Source organism: Dehalobacter sp. CP (genome assembly GCF_047652685.1).
Taxonomy (GTDB): Bacteria; Bacillota; Desulfitobacteriia; order Desulfitobacteriales; family Syntrophobotulaceae; genus Dehalobacter.
On sequence record NZ_CP157399.1, the window covers coordinates 1,914,530 to 1,931,620 of the forward strand.

Genomic DNA, 17,091 nt, shown 5'->3' on the forward strand with positions numbered 1-17,091 from the left:
CGAGTAGCTTGCGGTTACTGGGGGTTAATATATGGCTTTAGTCATATATTAACACAAAATCCCAAAGCAATGAATATCTGAAAAATCAATCAATCCAAAGATGAGGTATAAGTAAACATTTTACATTTTCTATATATTTTATACCTATTTTTAGATATACTAAAAGCATAAAGGGGGTTGTTAAAGTTGAATGCAAGCGATGAAATGAAAAAAGTCTTTCTTGCGGGAATTGGAGCGATAGCGACAACGGCCGAAAAAGCTAAGGAAGTCATTGATTCGTTAATTGAAAAAGGTGAGCTTACCGTCGAACAAGGCAAAGTCATCAACGAGGAATTAAAACGCAACCTTTCTGAAAATCTGCATCATCATTCTTCCGCCCGTCACATGGAGGATCTTCTGCAAAAGGTTAATACGCTGAATAAAGAAGAGCTCTCTGTGCTCAAAGAAAAGCTCGCAGAGATGGAGAAAAAGAATGACCCAAACTGAGGTCAAACTATCATCCGCAGCCCGCTTAAAGGAAATGGTCACTGCGCTGAAACGCCATGGAGTCATCCACGGCGTTTCTCCCGCCAAGCTAAAATTCATCCTGGAAGACCTCGGCCCGACGTATGTCAAGCTCGGTCAGATTATGTCCATGCGCACAGATATGCTCCCGAAGAGTTACTGCGATGAACTTGCCGAACTGCGAACCGATGTGAAACCGATGATTTATGAAGAAGTGCTTCAGGTCATCGCCTCAGAATACGGCTTCGCCGCAGAGGAAGCTTTTCAGGAAATCGACCCTGTGTGCATCGGCTCAGCATCGATTGCGCAGGTGCATAAAGCTGTGCTGAAAAGCGGCAAAGTCGTCGTGCTGAAAGTACAGCGCCCCGGTATTTATCAGACGATGGAGCGCGATATCCAACTGCTCAAAAAAGCAATCTCGCTGATCAAAATCTTAAATATCAATGTCGGAAATATCGACTTTAAAATGTTTATCGATGAAATGTGGGCGACTGCCCAGCAGGAAATGAACTTTATTGCCGAAGCAAACTACATCAAAGAATTTACCGACCTGAATGCAGGGGTGAATTATATCTCCTTTCCGCAGATCGAACATCAGCTGTGCACCCCGAGAGTCCTTGTTATGGAATACATCGATGGGGTTCAAATCGATGATCTTGATAAGCTTCATGCACGCGGTTACGATCTGAATGAGATCGGGATCAAACTCGCCGAAAACTATGTCAAACAAATTGTCGATGACGGCCTGTTTCATGCCGATCCGCATCCGGGAAATATCTTTATCCGAGACGGGAAAATCGTCTGGCTCGATTTAGGGATGGTTGGAAAAATCAATAACCGTGACCGACTGATGTTGAAAAAAATCATCCTGGCCATCGTCCAGCATGATATTGAAGGGTTAAAAGAAGTATTTCTATTGCTTGATACGATCAAAGGCAGGGTAAACCACACCAGGCTCTATGAAGACATTGAAAGCCTGCTGGCACGCTATGGTGATTTGGATCTGTCTGAGCTGCATTTTGGCCAGATCATGGAAGAAGTCAAGGAAGTTCTTAATTTCCATCAGATATCCCTGCCGACAGGCTTCACGATACTCGGGCGCGGGGTCATTACGATCGAGGGCGTACTCGCCGTATGTTGTCCGAAAGTCAATTTCATTCAAATCATGGCCAATCACGTTTCTGGAAAATTCCTAAGTGAGTTGGATGCAAGACAGGAATTGGTTTCTGCGGGGCTTTCTTTGTACGGTTTCACCAAAAACAGTCTTGAATTGCCGGTTCAGTTCGCCAACATCCTCAAAATGGCAATGAGAGGACAGGCCAAGATCAATATTGATCTGTCCAGTGCCGATGAACCCGTACGTCAGGCCGACATGATCATGGACAAGCTTGTCTTAAGCATTCTCAGCGCGGCCTTTCTGATCGGGGCCAGTCTAGTCTGTATGACGAGCATCACGCCCCGCCTGTTCGGGATTCCGGTCATCAGCCTGATCGGCTATCTGATCGCACTTCTGATGGCAGGATGGCTAATGGCAAAAATTATTCTCAAAAGACTGAAGAGATAATAATTTTTCATCCATTATCCGTGCGAGTCTGAATTCAAAAAGTCAAAGGTCAGCAGCATCCCCCGCTGCTGCCTCCTGAGCAGTCGCAGCTTGGTTCTGTCCCTGTAAGCCACCCTGTGATAACGGCTGAAGCACAGCCCACGCCGGACTTGACATCGATCGCCTCAAACGGACAATTGCGGGCGCAGGCGCCGCATTCCATGCAGAGATCTATATCCAGTATCTCTGCTTTTTTACATTTTAAACCCAGGACCTGATGCGGACAGACTTCGAGACATCTTCCGCAGCCGGTGCATTTTTCCGTCTTAAGCGTAAGCGTAGAAACATTTTTTAAATAGCGGTGCTTCATATCGGCCTCCCCTTAAACTCTGAATAAGCTGTTCAGTAAAATGAGCGCAACTCCGACGCCGATAGTAACCACAATAGCCGGAACAGCGGTCTTCATCTCCTTCATAACGCCGGAAAACGAAGTATATGTCGAAGATCCAGTAAAGTTCATCGCATAAAATGCAGAGATCGACGGCAGAACCAGAAAGTACCCCAAAGCCCTGAGCCAACTGTAGGAAAGATCTCCCGGCCAGCCGTTCAGCACATTCACTGCTGCCGCCCAAAGCAGACCCAGGAGCCATCCCTTCCAGGCAAATGCCTTTCCGGGAATCCACGGCAACAAAACCGGGGTCAGAACACAACCCACAATTAGCGCCCCGGCATAGGCATAAAAGTCTGTGATCCCAAAAGCTCCTGGACGGATCAGATTAAAGATAAATAAAATGCCTAAAATCATCAGGGACGGCTTCATTGTACCGGTAAGTTCCATCGGTGTAAGTACCAACCGGTCATACGCCGTAAACTTCACGGTCCGCATTTCGGCTGTCGCTTTCCTTCCGGAAGCGATAAATTCACGGATATCCCGAGCTCTAACCGGACCATACACGACATTGAAACCAGTTTGTTTGTAGACTTGATGCGCACTTACCCCAGGAGCGCCGAGCTGCGGCAGAAGCAATATCCTGTGGGACACAATCTGGGCAAGCCTGGTCTTCCCGATCCGACTGCTGAGCTCCTCCGTGCCGAACGTCCCTTTGCCTGCCGCACACCAGACATTAATGCCTTTGGTGTCAAGCACCAGGATCCAGGCCTGAAGTCCGGCCAGCTCCTTACGAAGGGCATCAAAGGTCATTTTGTAATTGGCCGTTACCAGAACCTCGGAATGTTCATCCGGATTGCCGACAGCATAAAGGCCGGGATTGATTTTATAATTCATCCGGCCGATACCCCAGCGGGCTTTCCATCCTCCCAGGATATCCTGAGTCGTTAAGTTCGTCGAAATCTGAGGCACCAGCCCTACTGGTGTCTTTATTTCACCTGTAATCCAGCCGCATTCCGTGTCATAGATGGTTACAGCCCCGACTAAAGCGTCATTCCCGCAGCAGCACGGCTGCGGGTCAAACATTTTAAGCTCAACCTTCTTATTAGCCTTTTGATTATTCTGATTCGGATCAAAACTTATTTCTCCCAATATAACACCTCCAAAAGGTTTGGCAGGATAAAAGAAGCCAATTCCTAACAAGCATATGATTCGTATAATAGCGTTCTCAAATTCTCTGCTCAAATAATTCATGCAAAGTTGATTACCCAAATTAGGTCTGGGCGTCACAATTCCAGCGTTAAGCGGAGCATGGAGGCGGAGCGCGGCTGTTTGCACCACGGATGGCGCAACAGCCGAAAGCGGAATTGTGGCACACAGACCAACCAGGGAGTCTAAGGCACGCATATATTTGGGTATTTATTTCAAGAATGTTTTATTAGTCTGCGTGTCACAGTTCCGCGACAAGCGGAGCCTGGATGGCGAAGCGCGGCCTTTTGCGTCAAGGAGGACGCAACGGCCGAAAGCGGTACTGTGGCACGCAGACCGACCCGTAATTATTTATCCTCCGGTTTTCTCTAACATTACAAAACGCGGTACTATGAACCTAAGCGTTATAGCCTGCACACCTTTACTTTGGCAATCCTTTTTTCATCGACTTCCTCAACCTTAAACATCAAACTGTTGAATTCTAAGGAAGGCGTATCATCTTTTCCGGGAATCCTTCCGAGCTGTCCAACCAGAAAACCGCTTAGGGTCTCATATTCTTCAATCGGCAGTTCTACGTCGAGATAATCTTGGACCGCATCGAGGCTCGTCGCCCCGTTGATCATATAGGTATTTTCATCGATCTTTTCAAATTCCAGTTCGACTTCATCATCCTCGTCAAAAATGTTGCCGACAATTTCTTCAATAAGATCCTCCAGCGTCACAATACCGGCCGTCCCGCCGTATTCGTCAATGATCACGGCCAGATGTGTCTTGTTCTGCTGAAGTTCTTTGAATAATTCATCGGTGCGTTTCGAATCCGGTACATAATAGGGCTCCCGGACAACGTCCCGCAGATGAAATGTCTCCGGATTGCTGTTGTTCGTTAAATACTGGAAAAGGTATTTGGATTGCAGCACCCCGACAATATTGTCGATATTCTCCTCATAGACGGGTATCCTGGAATACTTCTCATGATTGATAAAGGCAATGACTTCACTTAAGCTTGCTTCAATCGGCAGCGCCGCAATATCCGTGCGATGTGTCATGACTTCGGAAACCGTTTTATTGTTAAATTCAAAAATATTGTTAATCATCAGTTTTTCTGTTTCATGGATAGCGCCTTTTTCCTCGCCAACATCAACCATCATGCGGATTTCTTCTTCCGTGACCTGCTCGTTCTCCGCATTCGGATCTACCCCGAAAAGCCTTACAAACACGTTCATTGACGCCGTAAGCATTTTTACGAATGGTGAGGTAATTTTAGACAGGATATACAGCGGATTTGCAGCAAACCAGGCGATCTTTTCAGCTTTATTCATCGCAATTCTTTTCGGCACGAGCTCTCCGAGCACCAGCGTGAAGTAAGATAAAATGATGGTAATTAGAATAACGGCTATCGTCTTCAGCAAGGATGCTGAAACGGGGGCCCCAAGCTTAATCAGCAGTGAAACCAGCGGATCGGAAAAATTTTCTGAAGCAAACGCACTGGCCAGAAAGCCTGCCAACGTTATCCCAATCTGGATCGTCGCAAGAAATTTGCTCGGCTCGCCGAGCAAATTGGTTAAAATTTTGGCCTTCTTGTCGCCATCTTCAGCCATCATTCTGATTTTATTGTCATTCAGGGAGATCAAAGCAATCTCCGAGGCAGCGAAAAAGGCATTGAGCGCAATCAGCACGACTAAAAACAAAATCCCGGTAATCAATGATTGTTCCTCCTGATAATAATAAAAAGGCAGAATCATTCCTTATACAGGATTGTCAAAGCCTTTTACCAAATCCTATTAATAAGTCATTTGAAATAATACTACTTCGTATATCTCCTGCATTTTCCTCCATATCTTACTACTCTCTCCCTTTCTTGATTCTACATCTATTTTAATTTACCCGATGATAAATTGCAATGTCCTGTGTTGTTCTGCAGAAAATCAGCGAATAAACCAGAAACGAATTGAGCAAGTAAAAAATGGATATGCTAGAAGTGGCTGTGCCAGTCAATAGAACAGGAAGGGCAAATCTATGAAAATTTTGCTTGTTTACCCGCAAATACCGCTAACCTATTGGAGTTTCCAGTACGCGTTAAAGTTCATATCCAAGAAAGCTGGATCTCCGCCCCTGGGGCTACTTTCCGTAGCTGCTATGCTGCCGGAGCATTATGATAAGCGTCTTGTGGATATGAATGTAACGAAACTCAAGGATCGGGATATTTTATGGGCCGATTATGTCTGGATCAGCGCGATGGTCGTCCAAAAAGAATCTGTCAGGGAAGTTATTAACCGCTGTCATGCCCTCGGAGTCAAAACGACTGCAGGCGGTCCCCTCTTTACTTCCGAACCTGAGGAGTATGATGATGTAGATTATCTCGTCCTGAATGAAGGGGAGAACACTGTACCTGCCTTTGTGCGTGACCTTGAGAACGGATCGGCAGCGCACATTTACACAACGGAAGAATGGGCGGATATCAGAAATACCCCTGTGCCTTTGTGGGACCTTATCGATATGAAACACTACGCAACAATGAATATTCAATATTCACGCGGATGCCCATTCCATTGCGATTTCTGCAACATTACATCTTTATACGGTCACGAGCCCCGTACCAAGACCTCTCCGCAGCTCCTGTCAGAATTGGATTCCCTTTATCGGGCCGGATGGCGCGGAGGCATCTTCCTGGTCGATGATAATTTTATCGGCAACAAAAAAAAATTAAAGGATGATATCCTACCTGCGTTGATCAGCTGGATGAAACAAAAAAATTATCCGTTTACGTTTATCACAGAGGCCTCGATCAATCTGGCTGATGATGACAGCCTTATGAATCTGATGGTTAAGGCGGGGTTTCTGACTGTATTTATCGGAATTGAAACCATGGATGAAGACAGCCTGGTTGAGTGCAATAAACTTCAGAATAAAAACCGCAATCTGATTGCGTGTATCAAAAAAATTCAAAAATTCGGCCTTCAGGTTCAGGGCGGCTTTATTGTCGGGTTCGACAACGACAATGCCTCTATTTTTGACAAACTGGTAACCTTTATTCAGGAAAGCGGGATCGTTACCGCGATGGTCGGGCTGCTGAATGCGCCGAAAGGAACTAAACTATATCAGCGTCTGGCAGCGGAAGGCCGCCTGTTAAAAAGCATCAGCGGCGACAACACCGACTTCTCGATGAACTTCATACCAAGAATGGAAAGCCACCTGTTGATCAAAGGCTATCAAAAAATTGTCGATACGATCTACTCGCCAAGAAAATATTATGAGCGGGTCCTGACATTCTTAGAGCAGTACGAACCTGCTGGATTTACGGCTCAGCGGATCGGCCGTTGTCAGGTGCTCGCGTTTATCAGATCGGTATTCCGTTTGGGAATTATCGGCCAAGAAAGACGATACTACTGGAAACTGATCATTTGGTCTCTGCGGAAACGCCGTAATGTATTTCCGCTGGCAGTAACCCTGTCCATATACGGTTTTCATTTCCGAAAAGTATTCCGCCGGACTGAGGAAATATTAAAATAATTTTAGAAAATTTGGGTGGAGGATTTTGATCTTTAAGCTTCTTTATGGAAAAGATCAACGCCGAAACGGCTGCCTGAGATGACCCTGTTCTTCCCTGCTGTTTTGGCAGCGTAAAGTGCTTTATCCGCAATCTCAATATTTTCGGTCAGCGAGCAGCCTTTTTGATAGAGACAGACACCGGCACTCACGGTCAGTGGCTTATCAAAATAACTGTTAAGTGCAAATTCTTCCCTGATTTTATCCGCTTTCAGGCAGGCGTCCTTCAGGCCGCAGCCATAAAGAATAATTAGAAACTCCTCACCGCCGTAACGGCAGATGAAATCAGTGGCCCTGGCATTCGTTTTTAAAACACGGGCTAAAACCAGCAAAACCTTGTCGCCAAAGACATGTCCCTTCTGATCATTTATCTTTTTAAAATTATCAATATCAAAAATGGCAATGCAAAAAGGCTGCCCTGTCCTCTGATAATTGGATACAGCCTTCTGAAAACTCTTTTCCAACAGCAGGCGGTTCGGAAGCCCTGTCAGCGGATCTCTGGCCGCCTGATTTTTGGCCTTTCTGAACTGATATTGGCTGATATTCAGCAAACTGTTGACTTCAAATACAATGATAAAACCGAAGGCTAGGAGCAGAAGGCTGAACAGATAGATATTCACGGATACAAACAGATCCGAAATTTTGAATGACGTAATGAATAAAGAGGCTACGCTTTCGGCAGCAGCAATGATCAAACCCGGAATCCCATAACGCATGCCGTGAAAAGAAACAAAGAAGAAATAGGAAAAAAAGAGCATATTCAGTAATTCAACATTCCCTGCCATCAACAGGGTATAAACAGGAATATCAAGCACTAAGCTGAGTCGCATCATTTTCTCGGCCCGGGTGTCCTTGCTGAAGACACAAACGGAAATAAATGCATTATATAGAAGGGCGATAAAGAAACCAACAAAAAACACGCCCGTGAAAGAGCCCTGAAAACGGATCAGCTCAGCCAGGGCGACAACAAGCAGTCCCCACCTAAAGAGCAGGAATTTTCGTTCCAGCGGTTTATATTTGATCAAATCAAACTTTCTGACCAACTGTTTCACCACATTTTGCGAATTACGCAAATATTATACCATAATTTTCTATTCATCCAAAGAAAATTTTTGCCATTTGATAAACACAATAAGGCTTCCTAGAAGTACCTTAGGCAGTTTCAATACTGTTGTCGGCCTGAAGGTTTAACTTTTCGACCGCGTTTTCGCGCATTTTATATTTCATAATTTTGCCTGCGGCATTCATCGGGAATTCTGCGACAAAGTCAATATAACGCGGTGTTTTGTGCTTGGCCATGTGGGTGCGGACAAAATCCTTCAGCTCATCAGCGGTCAGTTCGACGCCGTCCTTCAGTATGACACAGGCCATAATCTCTTCCCCATATTGTTTGTCAGGGACACCAATAACTTGAACGTCCTTGACCTTTGGATGGGTATAAATAAAATCTTCGATTTCTTTCGGATAGATGTTTTCCCCGCCGCGAATGATCATGTCCTTGATACGTCCGGTAATTTTATAGTATCCGTTCTCATCGCGTCTGGCCAGGTCGCCGGTGTGCAGCCAGCCGTTCTCATCAATCGCCGCAGCGGTGGCTTCGGGCATTTTATAATAGCCTTTCATGATATTGTAGCCCCTGGCAACAAATTCGCCGTCCTCATTATCCGGAAGATCTTCCCCGGTCTTCGGATCCACGATCTTGCACTCAACACCTGGCAAAGCACGGCCCACAGTGGCAACCCGCAGTTCGACGGAATCGTCGACACGGCTCTGGGTGCAGCCGGGTGAAGATTCGGTCTGTCCGAAGACAATGGTGATTTCATTCATATTCATCTTCTCGACGACATCCTGCATGACCTTCACAGGACACGGGCTTCCTGCCATGATTCCGGTCCGCATGTAGGAAAAGTCTGTTTTCGGAAAATCTTCATGCTCGAGCATCGCAATAAACATGGTCGGAACACCATGGAAGGCGGTGATTTTTTCCCTGTTGATGCAATCCAGCGATATCTTCGGCGAAAACGCCGGTATCGGGGACATGGTCACCCCATGGGTCATGGACGCAGTCATCGCCAGCACCATCCCGAAGCAATGGAACATCGGGACATGAATCATCATGCGGTCGGCTGTGGAAAGATCCATGCAGTCGCCAATATTTTTACCGTTATTCACAACATTATAGTGTGTCAGCATAACGCCTTTCGGGAAACCAGTGGTTCCTGAGGTATACTGCATGTTGCAGACATCATGACGGTTAAGAGAAAGGGCACGGCGGTATACTTCCTCAACGGGGACTTTGTCAGCCAGGGCAATCGCATCTTCCCAGGTGAGACAGCCGTTCTGCCTGGAATCAACCGTGACAATATTGCGTAAGAAAGGCAGCCGTTTGATATGCAGCGGCTTTCCGGCCTCGGTAGTCTCCAGCTCAGGGCAAAGCTCCTTGATAATGCCGACATAATCGGAGTCCTTATATCCGTCTATCATGACCAGCGTGTGTGTATCCGACTGGCGCAGCAGATATTCTGCCTCATAAATCTTATACGCGGTATTTACGGTTACCAGCACAGCGCCAATCTTGGTTGCCGCCCAAAAGGTAATGTACCACTGCGGAACGTTGGTGGCCCAGGTCGCAACATGGTCCCCGGGTCTGACACCCATCGCGATCAGGGCGCGTGCAAATGTGTCAACATCGTCCCGGAATTCTTTATACGTACGGGTATAATCCATGGTCGTATAACGGAAAGCATACTGATCCGGGAACTCATCCACCATCCGGTCAAGCACCTGGGGGAAGGTCAGATCAATCAGCGTATCCTTTTGCCAGATATATTTTCCGGTCTTGGCATTGTTATCGTACAAATGACCTTTCACCGATGTTTTTTCCGTGTAACGGCTCATATATTCTGCAAAATTCGGGAAAACGACGCCGGCATCATCCAGGTCCGCCGCCCAGCGTTTGACCCATTCCAGGGAAACATAGCCCTCATAGTTAATCGAATGCAGGGCCTGCATCATCTCATCGATGGGTAAATCTCCTTCTCCCATCATACGGTACCGGGTGGTGCCGTTCTCTAAAACGGAATCCTTGATATGTACATATTTAATGTAGGCACCAAGGTTCTGAACAGTCTTTCCAGGTGTCTCATCTGCAAAACGATAAGGGTGATGCATATCCCACAAGGCGCCAACATTGTCACTGGCTACATGGTTGAGCAGATGGCATAAACGGGAGGTATCGGAATAGACTCCGTTCGTTTCAACCAAAAGGGTAACGCCTTTTTCTTCGGCCAGAGGTACCAGACGGTTCAGCGCAGTAAGCACCACCTCGTCATCGACTTCACCAGTCGGCTGCGGTGCGATATCGGCGAGGATACGAATATACGGGGTTCCTAGCTTGGAGGCTAATTCAATATACTGAACGATCTCCTGATGATTCTGTTCCGCTTTCTCAGCATACTTTAGACAACAGCCGGAAGACAGACAAGGAATTTGAATACGGAGTTCGGATAACTTTTTTATGGTTTGCGGCAGCTGAGACTCAGTAAAAGGCTGGGCCTGCACTGCAAAGATCTCACTGCCCAGACCGCGGATTTCAATGCCGTCAAAGCCAAAGTCCTTGGCCATGGAATAGATATCGGTCCAGCTGAAATCCGGGCAACCCAGGGTTGAAAACGCAAGTTTCAACATACTCTCCTCCTAGCATTTTATATCTTATAAACTATTGAAAACTTTACTGGCGCCATGTCTCTAGTACCTTGTCAACCTTAAAACTGTAATATAATGGGGAGCAGATTTCTTTTAAGACAAGGCGAAGGATTGAGGCATACCGAGCGTATGGTGATTGACGACAACGCAGTATTAACAGAAATCTGCCGCCAGGATATATAGATTTAGGGTTGACATGGTACTAGCTGCGCCTAGAGATATCAGAAAGTGCTTAGACTTTTTCTGATATACCAAAAAAGCCTTCACCCCTTAGCATTTCTGTTAAAGACGAATGCTGCTTTATACTGTCATGGTACAGCCTTTAAATATAAAACTGTATGATATAATTTTAGGTAATGCTATCAAATTTCCGAATATTTGTCAAGTGTTGTGGATCAGTATGCACTCAGACAGAACTGTGCTAAGTCAGTTTTGCTGGTTTGATTTGGCGCTAAATAAAAAATGAAAACGGCTGGAGATCTACTCCGCCGTTTCCAACATCCATCAAAATCCGGGATAACATTTACGACTGATACTGCTTGTGAGAATGTTTCCTGCCCGTTAAGGCATTGACGATGGACAACAGGATCACCGCACCGAGGAGAGCAACCAAGAAACTCCAGACATTAAATCCATTGATCCCTATTCCTCCGAAAATGTTGACGATCCATCCGCCGATGAACGCCCCGACGATCCCGACAACAATATTCATTCCAACGCCCATTTTGGCATCACGGCCTGTAATCATGCTGGCAATCCACCCCGCAAGGCCGCCTAAAATAATCCAGCCGATAACACTCAAGACAATTCCTCCTTTGCATCAGATATTTTAAGGCAATTGTTTTCATAATTAATCTGCCCAAAATAAAAATATTTACCCGGACCTGTCTTCAATTCGAATGTTTTTATTAACCTTTTTAATAACGTTTGCATTGAAAATTTTTACATCTAAATTAAGAAGCCAAAACCGGTTTTATCCAGATAGCCTTCCTCTTGATTCTCTCTGGTAATGACTTTAAGTTTGGCGGGCTCAACAGTGACTCTTAACGGAAAATCAAACCCTTTTTCTCCGTCTAAATCCGTACCAATCGATTCCCGACAGTTGATTGTCAGCTCTGCCGTCTGGAAGTAGTCTACATATGGGCTCTCCGCATGTTCACCGTTCGCCACTTTGATAACCAGCGGGATCAGTTCGAGAACTGGACATGGTTTAAAAATATACACATCAAGCAGACCATCGCTAATAGAAGCCAACGGCGCTATCCTCTTAAAACCGCCTGCCGATTTACCATTCATAATCAAGATGAAATACACTTCATCGTCGCGGTTGGCTTCCCGGCTCCGAATACTAACTTTCACCGGCTTCATATTGGCGAATTCTTCAACACCCTTTAAATAATAGGCGAGAGCCCCAAAACTTTGTTTGATTCTTTTGGGAGTTTTTTGGCTGACATCGATCAGAAAACCCAGGCTGGCCACATTTAAAAAATAGCGGCCATTGGCGACCCCGATATCGCAAACTGTAAAATGATCCTGAAGCAGAATCTCCGTCATTTCATTGACCCGCTCCGGAAAATGAAAATAACGGGCAAAGTCATTGGCAGTTCCTACCGGATATATTCCAACCGGGATCTGGCAATCATAATAAAAAAGAACATTGATGACCTGGTGGATCGTCCCGTCGCCCCCGGCAATCCAGATCCTGTTGAAACTGTTGATATCCGCTGAGGAGACCATTTTTTCCAGGGCTTCCGTAGTGCTGACCCTGTAAGGGACCAAATAATAGCCTTTATCTTGGACAGCTTCAATAATGCTGTCCAAGTGATTATTAAAGCTGCCGTTTCCGGCAAGCGGATTATAGATTAATAATATTTGCATTGTCTACCCCCTGAAAACAATTCATAGCAAAGAATCATAGAATAACCTTAAACTTACCTGATAACACCACAATACTACGGTGTCGGTCTTTTCGCAAATATCCAGTAATGCTTCTACACGATTCCTGGGAAGACTTCAATCGGGCATTTTTTCTGGACAATTTCGGAAAGATAGTGTATTCATTAATACGGGAGTTGATTTTCTTGAACCCTATTGCATTTGAAATTGGTCCTTTTTCTATTCATTGGTACGGTATACTGATCGCTCTGGCGTTTTGCGCCGGACTCATTCTCGCGAACTATCATACGAACTATCGCAGGCTGGACCCGGACAAACTTTTTAATCTGCTGATTGTTATGATTCCCGCTGCTCTGATCGGTGCCAGACTATATTATGTCCTGTTCAATTTGCATTATTACATATCTTGTCCGGCGGAAATCGTGGCTGTCTGGCATGGCGGATTAGCCATTCACGGCGGAATTATCGGCGGTTTTCTGGCGGTCTTAGTGGTTACCCGCAGAGATCCGGATTTAAAATTTTGGTCTGTGGCCGATGTTATCGCGCCAAGTCTGGTTATCGGCCAGGCGATTGGCAGATGGGGCAACTTTCTTAATCAGGAAGCACATGGCGGCCCGGTTAGTGAATCCTTTATCAGTAAATTTCCGCATTTTATTCAGCAGGGCATGTATATTGACGGCCAATATTACCATCCGACTTTTTTATATGAGTCTTTATGGGACACTTTGATCTTTTTGTTCTTGTTCTGGCTGATCAGGAAGAAATCAACACCTGACGGCATCATTTTCTTGCTTTATTTATTGCTGTACTCGGCAGGCCGTTTTATTATTGAGAGTCTCAGAACCGACAGTCTGATGCTTGGTCCATTTAAAATAGCCCAAGTCATCAGTATTGCAGCAATTTTGCTTTCGGCCGTTCTTCTCTTTGTAAAACTTAGGAAAAAGAAACCAGTTTAGTCATTTCCAGCGTTCCGACGCTAATTGGCCTGATATGGTATAATAATCTGAGGACTGAACCGGTATCATTACTGCTGTGGGGGTGACTGATTTGGTATTTCTTACAATTTCCAGACAAACAGGAAGCCTGGGGAAAGAAATATCTGGGCTCCTCGCCAAGAAATTGGATCTGCCTCTGATTACACACGATTTTGTTGTGAACCAATGGCTGCCGGAGATTGCCGACAAGCATGAGCTACATATGCTGAAAGAAAGCCCTGGCTTTTATTTGAATCTGTCCTCTCAAGGCCTTACCTTTGCCGAGCATATTGAAAGCAGATTAAAAGGTTATATTTCTGAACAGCCTGCTATCATCTTCGGTCTCGGCGCTCAGGTTATTTTCTCCCGCCATCCTGAAGCGATCCATGTCAGAATCATAGCTTCAGATGAAGTTCGAACCGGCCGGGTCATGCATAATCTCCGTCTGGACCGCTCCAATGCCGAAAGATTCCTGGAGCTGACCGACCGCAAACACAAACGGTATATTTCCACCATTTATCATAGAGACTGGTCTGATCCTTCTCTTTACGGCATTACGCTGAACACAGATTTTATTGGCATCAAAGAAGGCGCTGCATTTCTGGAGTACTATGCCAGAAATAAGCAGCTTTACTCCCCTGCGGCTGAATGTCCTTCTCAGGACGGTAAAAAACCGATTATTTTCAAGCATCCATCCGAAGAGGAATTTGCCGGAATCCTGGATATGTACCACCTTGACTGGGAGTACGAGCCCCGTACGTTCCCGATTCAATGGGATGAAGAGGGTAATGTTACCATGGCGTTTTCACCTGATTTTTACCTACCCAGATTTAATACGTTCATTGAACTGACCACGATGAACCAAAAATATGCTTCAGAAAAAAAGAAAAAGGTTGAGCTGCTCAAACGGCTCTATCCCGGCACCAACATCAACATTGTCTTTAAAAATGATTTTTATTCCCTTTTGGAGAGATTCGGCATTAAGAAAGGACATGCACAATGAATGCTAATGCTGTTGGGAAGATCATTTTCACTGCAGAGGAGATTCAACGGAAAGTCGCCGAAACCGGGCGAATCATTGATACCGACTATCAGGGCAAAGAGCTGGTTGTGATCAGCGTCCTAAAAGGATCGTTTTACTTTTTGGCTGACCTGACCCGGCACCTGACGGTACCCTTAAGCATTGATTTTCTGTCGATCAGGGCCTTCCCTGATGAAACGAATAAAACTGGCATTGTAAGATTTGCGAAAGATCTTGACCTTTCGATCACCGGCAAACATGTTCTTTTAGTAGAAGATGTGGTCGGAACCGGACTTACGCTTGCTTATATCTGCCAGCACCTCGAAGCTGCAAAGCCGGCTAGTCTAAAAATATGCACCCTGCTGGATAATCCCTCGGAAAGGCTCCTCACCATTAACATCGATTATTGCTGTTTTCTTATGCCGGACCAATTTGTAGTTGGATATGGCCTCGATTACCAGGAAAAGTACCGAAACCTTCCGTATATCGCAGCCTACAAGCGCGAAAAATAAAAAAGAAGCTCCAACGAACCTTTATCAATGTATCCCCAGTATTACCCTCAATTTCGTTTCCTGCTATCCATCTTCCTTAAAAGACCTTCGTCTACAGATATTCCGTTTACTCATTACCCACTTCAGTCTGATTTCATTTCGGAATTTGCCTCTTAAAAATTCTTTTTACAGATTTTTTTGAACCAAACCTTCATTTCTATCAATCCCGTTGCAGACTCTTTTCTTCGAAACTCTCCAGATATAGTGAACCTTTTCGTTCACCGACCTAATCATCCAATGATAACATTTTGTTTCCATTTTCAGGCTTCACTGGTATTCCATCTTAGGAATTCCTTGAAGCTTGTTATTATCATACATAAAATACAAGCTTTCGGTCAACCTGCAAATATCGTGATTTAGGCTAAAATTAATAAAATGTTACGAATTTTCAGTCTATTATAACGGTTTTTCTTTAACTCATAAAGAATTACTTGTTAAAAGGAATCAAATCCCACGGATCATCGCAAATCCGCTTTTTTTATTCTTTTTTGGCTGTACATCAGATTGTCAACATGGTTCAGAAATTGCTCAATGCTGGCATATTTCATATCGAAGATGTCAGTCCCAAAACTTCCTTCCAGCCTGTAACGCTTTCCGGAAGTTTTATTATACGCTTCAAAAGACACATTGATTCTCTCAATTGTTTTCTCCAGAGCTTCTTTGCTGTCACATTCCATAATTACCGCGAATTCATCGCCACCCATCCTGGCAATAATGTCTGTTTTTCTTAGGACACTTCTTATTAGCCCAACAGCAGTCTGGATCGCTTTGTCCCCTTCGGAATGCCCATATTGGTCATTAATTTGTTTCAGTCCGTCAAGGTCGGCATAAATAAGCCCAAATTTGTCATCGGCCTTATGGTGGATCCTTCGGGAAATGTAATAGTCAAAAGATCCTCTCGTCCATACGCCGGTCAAGTTATCCAGATGAGCCATTCTTTGCTGCAGAAAATAATAAATAATCACGAGGGAAAATGCCGTACAACTCCACATCAGAAGCACACCATAAAATAACGACTGAAGGATCCCTCCGATAATCGGCAATATTCCAAATCCGATCATAGGAATCCATTCCTGCTTAATGATTTTTCCTTTTCTTTTGAGAATATGTATCAGGCTGACTATCAGATAGAAATAGGTAATAACGGCTGAGACAAGAAAAAGTGATCCCCGGTGGTAGACATTCGCACTGTCTATATTGAAGATAAAACCGTAAATGGGCGATAAGACGGTCAGTACCGTATTGATGACAATCGGAATAAAATACAGGATTTCCCTGGTTTTAAAAATCGTACTATCTGGTTCAGTCCAGCTATAATTAAATTTGTACCATGAATAGGTTAACAGCGGTGCCGTAATAAACAAACATATATGCATCAGCTCGGACACCGGGATCAACCATAACTCAGGGCGTCTGTTGATCATACAGGTCAGCGTTTCAAAAACAAGCTCCAGCATAATGACTAAAGACGTGGTCAGAAATTTTTTATTGATACGATCCTGCCGGTCAAGACTCTGGTAAGCAATTAAAAATACTACCCCCAACAACACCAGGGCAACAAGATTAATATCAATCCGTAAAAATACCTGCATACTTTTTACCAGCCTTTATGTCTAAGATCAGCGCATGAAAATATTATAGCATAATTTCGTGGAATAATTCGCGTAACGTAACGTGATCCAGCAGTCCAAGCGAACATGGATGTGAAACGCAGCTAGGTCATGCTAAATGTGCAAAAAGGGGCTATTAACACC

Annotated in this window: 13 protein-coding genes and 1 pseudogene; 6 read left to right on the forward strand and 8 right to left on the reverse strand. The window is 44.8% G+C overall.

Annotation, left to right across the window (positions count from 1 at the left end; all coding sequences use genetic code 11):
* The first annotated feature begins 186 nt into the window (after nt 1-186).
* Together AAH944_RS09485 and AAH944_RS09490 are read left to right on the forward strand one after the other, a co-directional pair.
* Nucleotides 187-486 carry a phasin family protein gene (locus AAH944_RS09485; protein WP_158208328.1) on the forward strand — a complete coding sequence of 100 codons (300 nt, stop codon included), beginning with the start codon at nt 187-189 and terminating at the stop codon, nt 484-486.
* Nucleotides 473-2,068: an ABC1 kinase family protein gene (locus AAH944_RS09490; protein ID WP_415534654.1), complete on the forward strand. Its 1,596-nt coding sequence runs from the start codon at nt 473-475 to the stop codon at nt 2,066-2,068. Before AAH944_RS09485 ends, AAH944_RS09490 begins: the two co-directional genes overlap by 14 nt.
* Before the next feature lie 49 nt (nt 2,069-2,117).
* On the opposite strand, the gene hgcB is transcribed toward AAH944_RS09490, so the two are convergent.
* The 3 genes and pseudogenes from hgcB to AAH944_RS09505 all read right to left on the reverse strand — a co-directional run bounded on the left by hgcB (nt 2,118) and on the right by AAH944_RS09505 (nt 5,386).
* Nucleotides 2,118-2,417, reverse strand: coding sequence for a mercury methylation ferredoxin HgcB (gene hgcB, locus AAH944_RS09495; protein ID WP_025205892.1), 300 nt, complete (start codon nt 2,415-2,417; stop codon nt 2,118-2,120).
* Nucleotides 2,418-2,429: 12 nt separating this feature from the next.
* Nucleotides 2,430-3,500 (reverse strand): annotated as a pseudogene (hgcA, locus tag AAH944_RS09500) (mercury methylation corrinoid protein HgcA); the annotation flags it as partial.
* Between the two features lie 548 nt (nt 3,501-4,048).
* Nucleotides 4,049-5,386, reverse strand: coding sequence for a hemolysin family protein (locus AAH944_RS09505; RefSeq protein ID WP_415534657.1), 1,338 nt, complete (start codon nt 5,384-5,386; stop codon nt 4,049-4,051).
* 274 nt (nt 5,387-5,660) lie between these two features.
* On the opposite strand from AAH944_RS09505, the gene AAH944_RS09510 reads away from it, so the two are divergent.
* Nucleotides 5,661-7,154 carry a B12-binding domain-containing radical SAM protein gene (locus tag AAH944_RS09510; protein WP_368294229.1) on the forward strand — a complete coding sequence of 498 codons (1,494 nt, stop codon included), beginning with the start codon at nt 5,661-5,663 and terminating at the stop codon, nt 7,152-7,154.
* A 32-nt stretch (nt 7,155-7,186) separates the two neighbouring features.
* Here the strand turns inward: AAH944_RS09510 and AAH944_RS09515 are convergent, their stop codons facing one another.
* The 4 genes from AAH944_RS09515 to AAH944_RS09530 all read right to left on the reverse strand — a co-directional run bounded on the left by AAH944_RS09515 (nt 7,187) and on the right by AAH944_RS09530 (nt 12,773).
* Nucleotides 7,187-8,245, reverse strand: coding sequence for a GGDEF domain-containing protein (locus tag AAH944_RS09515; RefSeq protein WP_415534659.1), 1,059 nt, complete (start codon nt 8,243-8,245; stop codon nt 7,187-7,189).
* 97 nt (nt 8,246-8,342) lie between these two features.
* Nucleotides 8,343-10,874 (reverse strand): AMP-binding protein, encoded by a 2,532-nt coding sequence (locus tag AAH944_RS09520; RefSeq protein ID WP_415534661.1) that lies wholly within the window; start codon nt 10,872-10,874, stop codon nt 8,343-8,345.
* Between the two features lie 544 nt (nt 10,875-11,418).
* Complete coding sequence (locus AAH944_RS09525) at nt 11,419-11,697, reverse strand: GlsB/YeaQ/YmgE family stress response membrane protein (RefSeq protein WP_368294227.1); 279 nt, start codon at nt 11,695-11,697, stop codon at nt 11,419-11,421.
* Nucleotides 11,698-11,843: 146 nt separating this feature from the next.
* Nucleotides 11,844-12,773 (reverse strand): YegS/Rv2252/BmrU family lipid kinase, encoded by a 930-nt coding sequence (locus tag AAH944_RS09530; RefSeq protein WP_368294226.1) that lies wholly within the window; start codon nt 12,771-12,773, stop codon nt 11,844-11,846.
* A gap of 203 nt (nt 12,774-12,976) precedes the next feature.
* On the opposite strand from AAH944_RS09530, the gene lgt reads away from it, so the two are divergent.
* From lgt to hpt, 3 genes are all read left to right on the forward strand, one after another.
* A complete protein-coding gene (lgt, locus tag AAH944_RS09535) occupies nt 12,977-13,747 on the forward strand; it encodes a prolipoprotein diacylglyceryl transferase (RefSeq protein ID WP_368294225.1) in 771 nt (256 codons plus the stop codon).
* A gap of 82 nt (nt 13,748-13,829) precedes the next feature.
* Nucleotides 13,830-14,768, forward strand: coding sequence for a cytidylate kinase family protein (locus AAH944_RS09540; protein WP_415534664.1), 939 nt, complete (start codon nt 13,830-13,832; stop codon nt 14,766-14,768).
* Complete coding sequence (hpt, locus tag AAH944_RS09545) at nt 14,765-15,298, forward strand: hypoxanthine phosphoribosyltransferase (protein WP_021315264.1); 534 nt, start codon at nt 14,765-14,767, stop codon at nt 15,296-15,298. The genes AAH944_RS09540 and hpt overlap by 4 nt, the downstream gene beginning before the upstream one ends.
* Nucleotides 15,299-15,795: 497 nt before the next feature.
* Here the strand turns inward: hpt and AAH944_RS09550 are convergent, their stop codons facing one another.
* Complete coding sequence (locus AAH944_RS09550) at nt 15,796-16,929, reverse strand: GGDEF domain-containing protein (protein WP_415534666.1); 1,134 nt, start codon at nt 16,927-16,929, stop codon at nt 15,796-15,798.
* Between the last annotated feature and the right edge of the window lie 162 nt (nt 16,930-17,091).

Coding starts and splice junctions, on each gene's coding strand:
- AAH944_RS09530 (WP_368294226.1), bottom strand. CDS start 12,773: ATGCAAATATTATTAATCTATAATCCGCTTGCCGGAAACGGCAGCTTT.
- hpt (WP_021315264.1), top strand. CDS start 14,765: ATGAATGCTAATGCTGTTGGGAAGATCATTTTCACTGCAGAGGAGATT.
- AAH944_RS09490 (WP_415534654.1), top strand. CDS start 473: ATGACCCAAACTGAGGTCAAACTATCATCCGCAGCCCGCTTAAAGGAA.
- AAH944_RS09510 (WP_368294229.1), top strand. CDS start 5,661: ATGAAAATTTTGCTTGTTTACCCGCAAATACCGCTAACCTATTGGAGT.
- hgcB (WP_025205892.1), bottom strand. CDS start 2,417: ATGAAGCACCGCTATTTAAAAAATGTTTCTACGCTTACGCTTAAGACG.
- AAH944_RS09550 (WP_415534666.1), bottom strand. CDS start 16,929: ATGCAGGTATTTTTACGGATTGATATTAATCTTGTTGCCCTGGTGTTG.
- AAH944_RS09505 (WP_415534657.1), bottom strand. CDS start 5,386: ATGATTCTGCCTTTTTATTATTATCAGGAGGAACAATCATTGATTACC.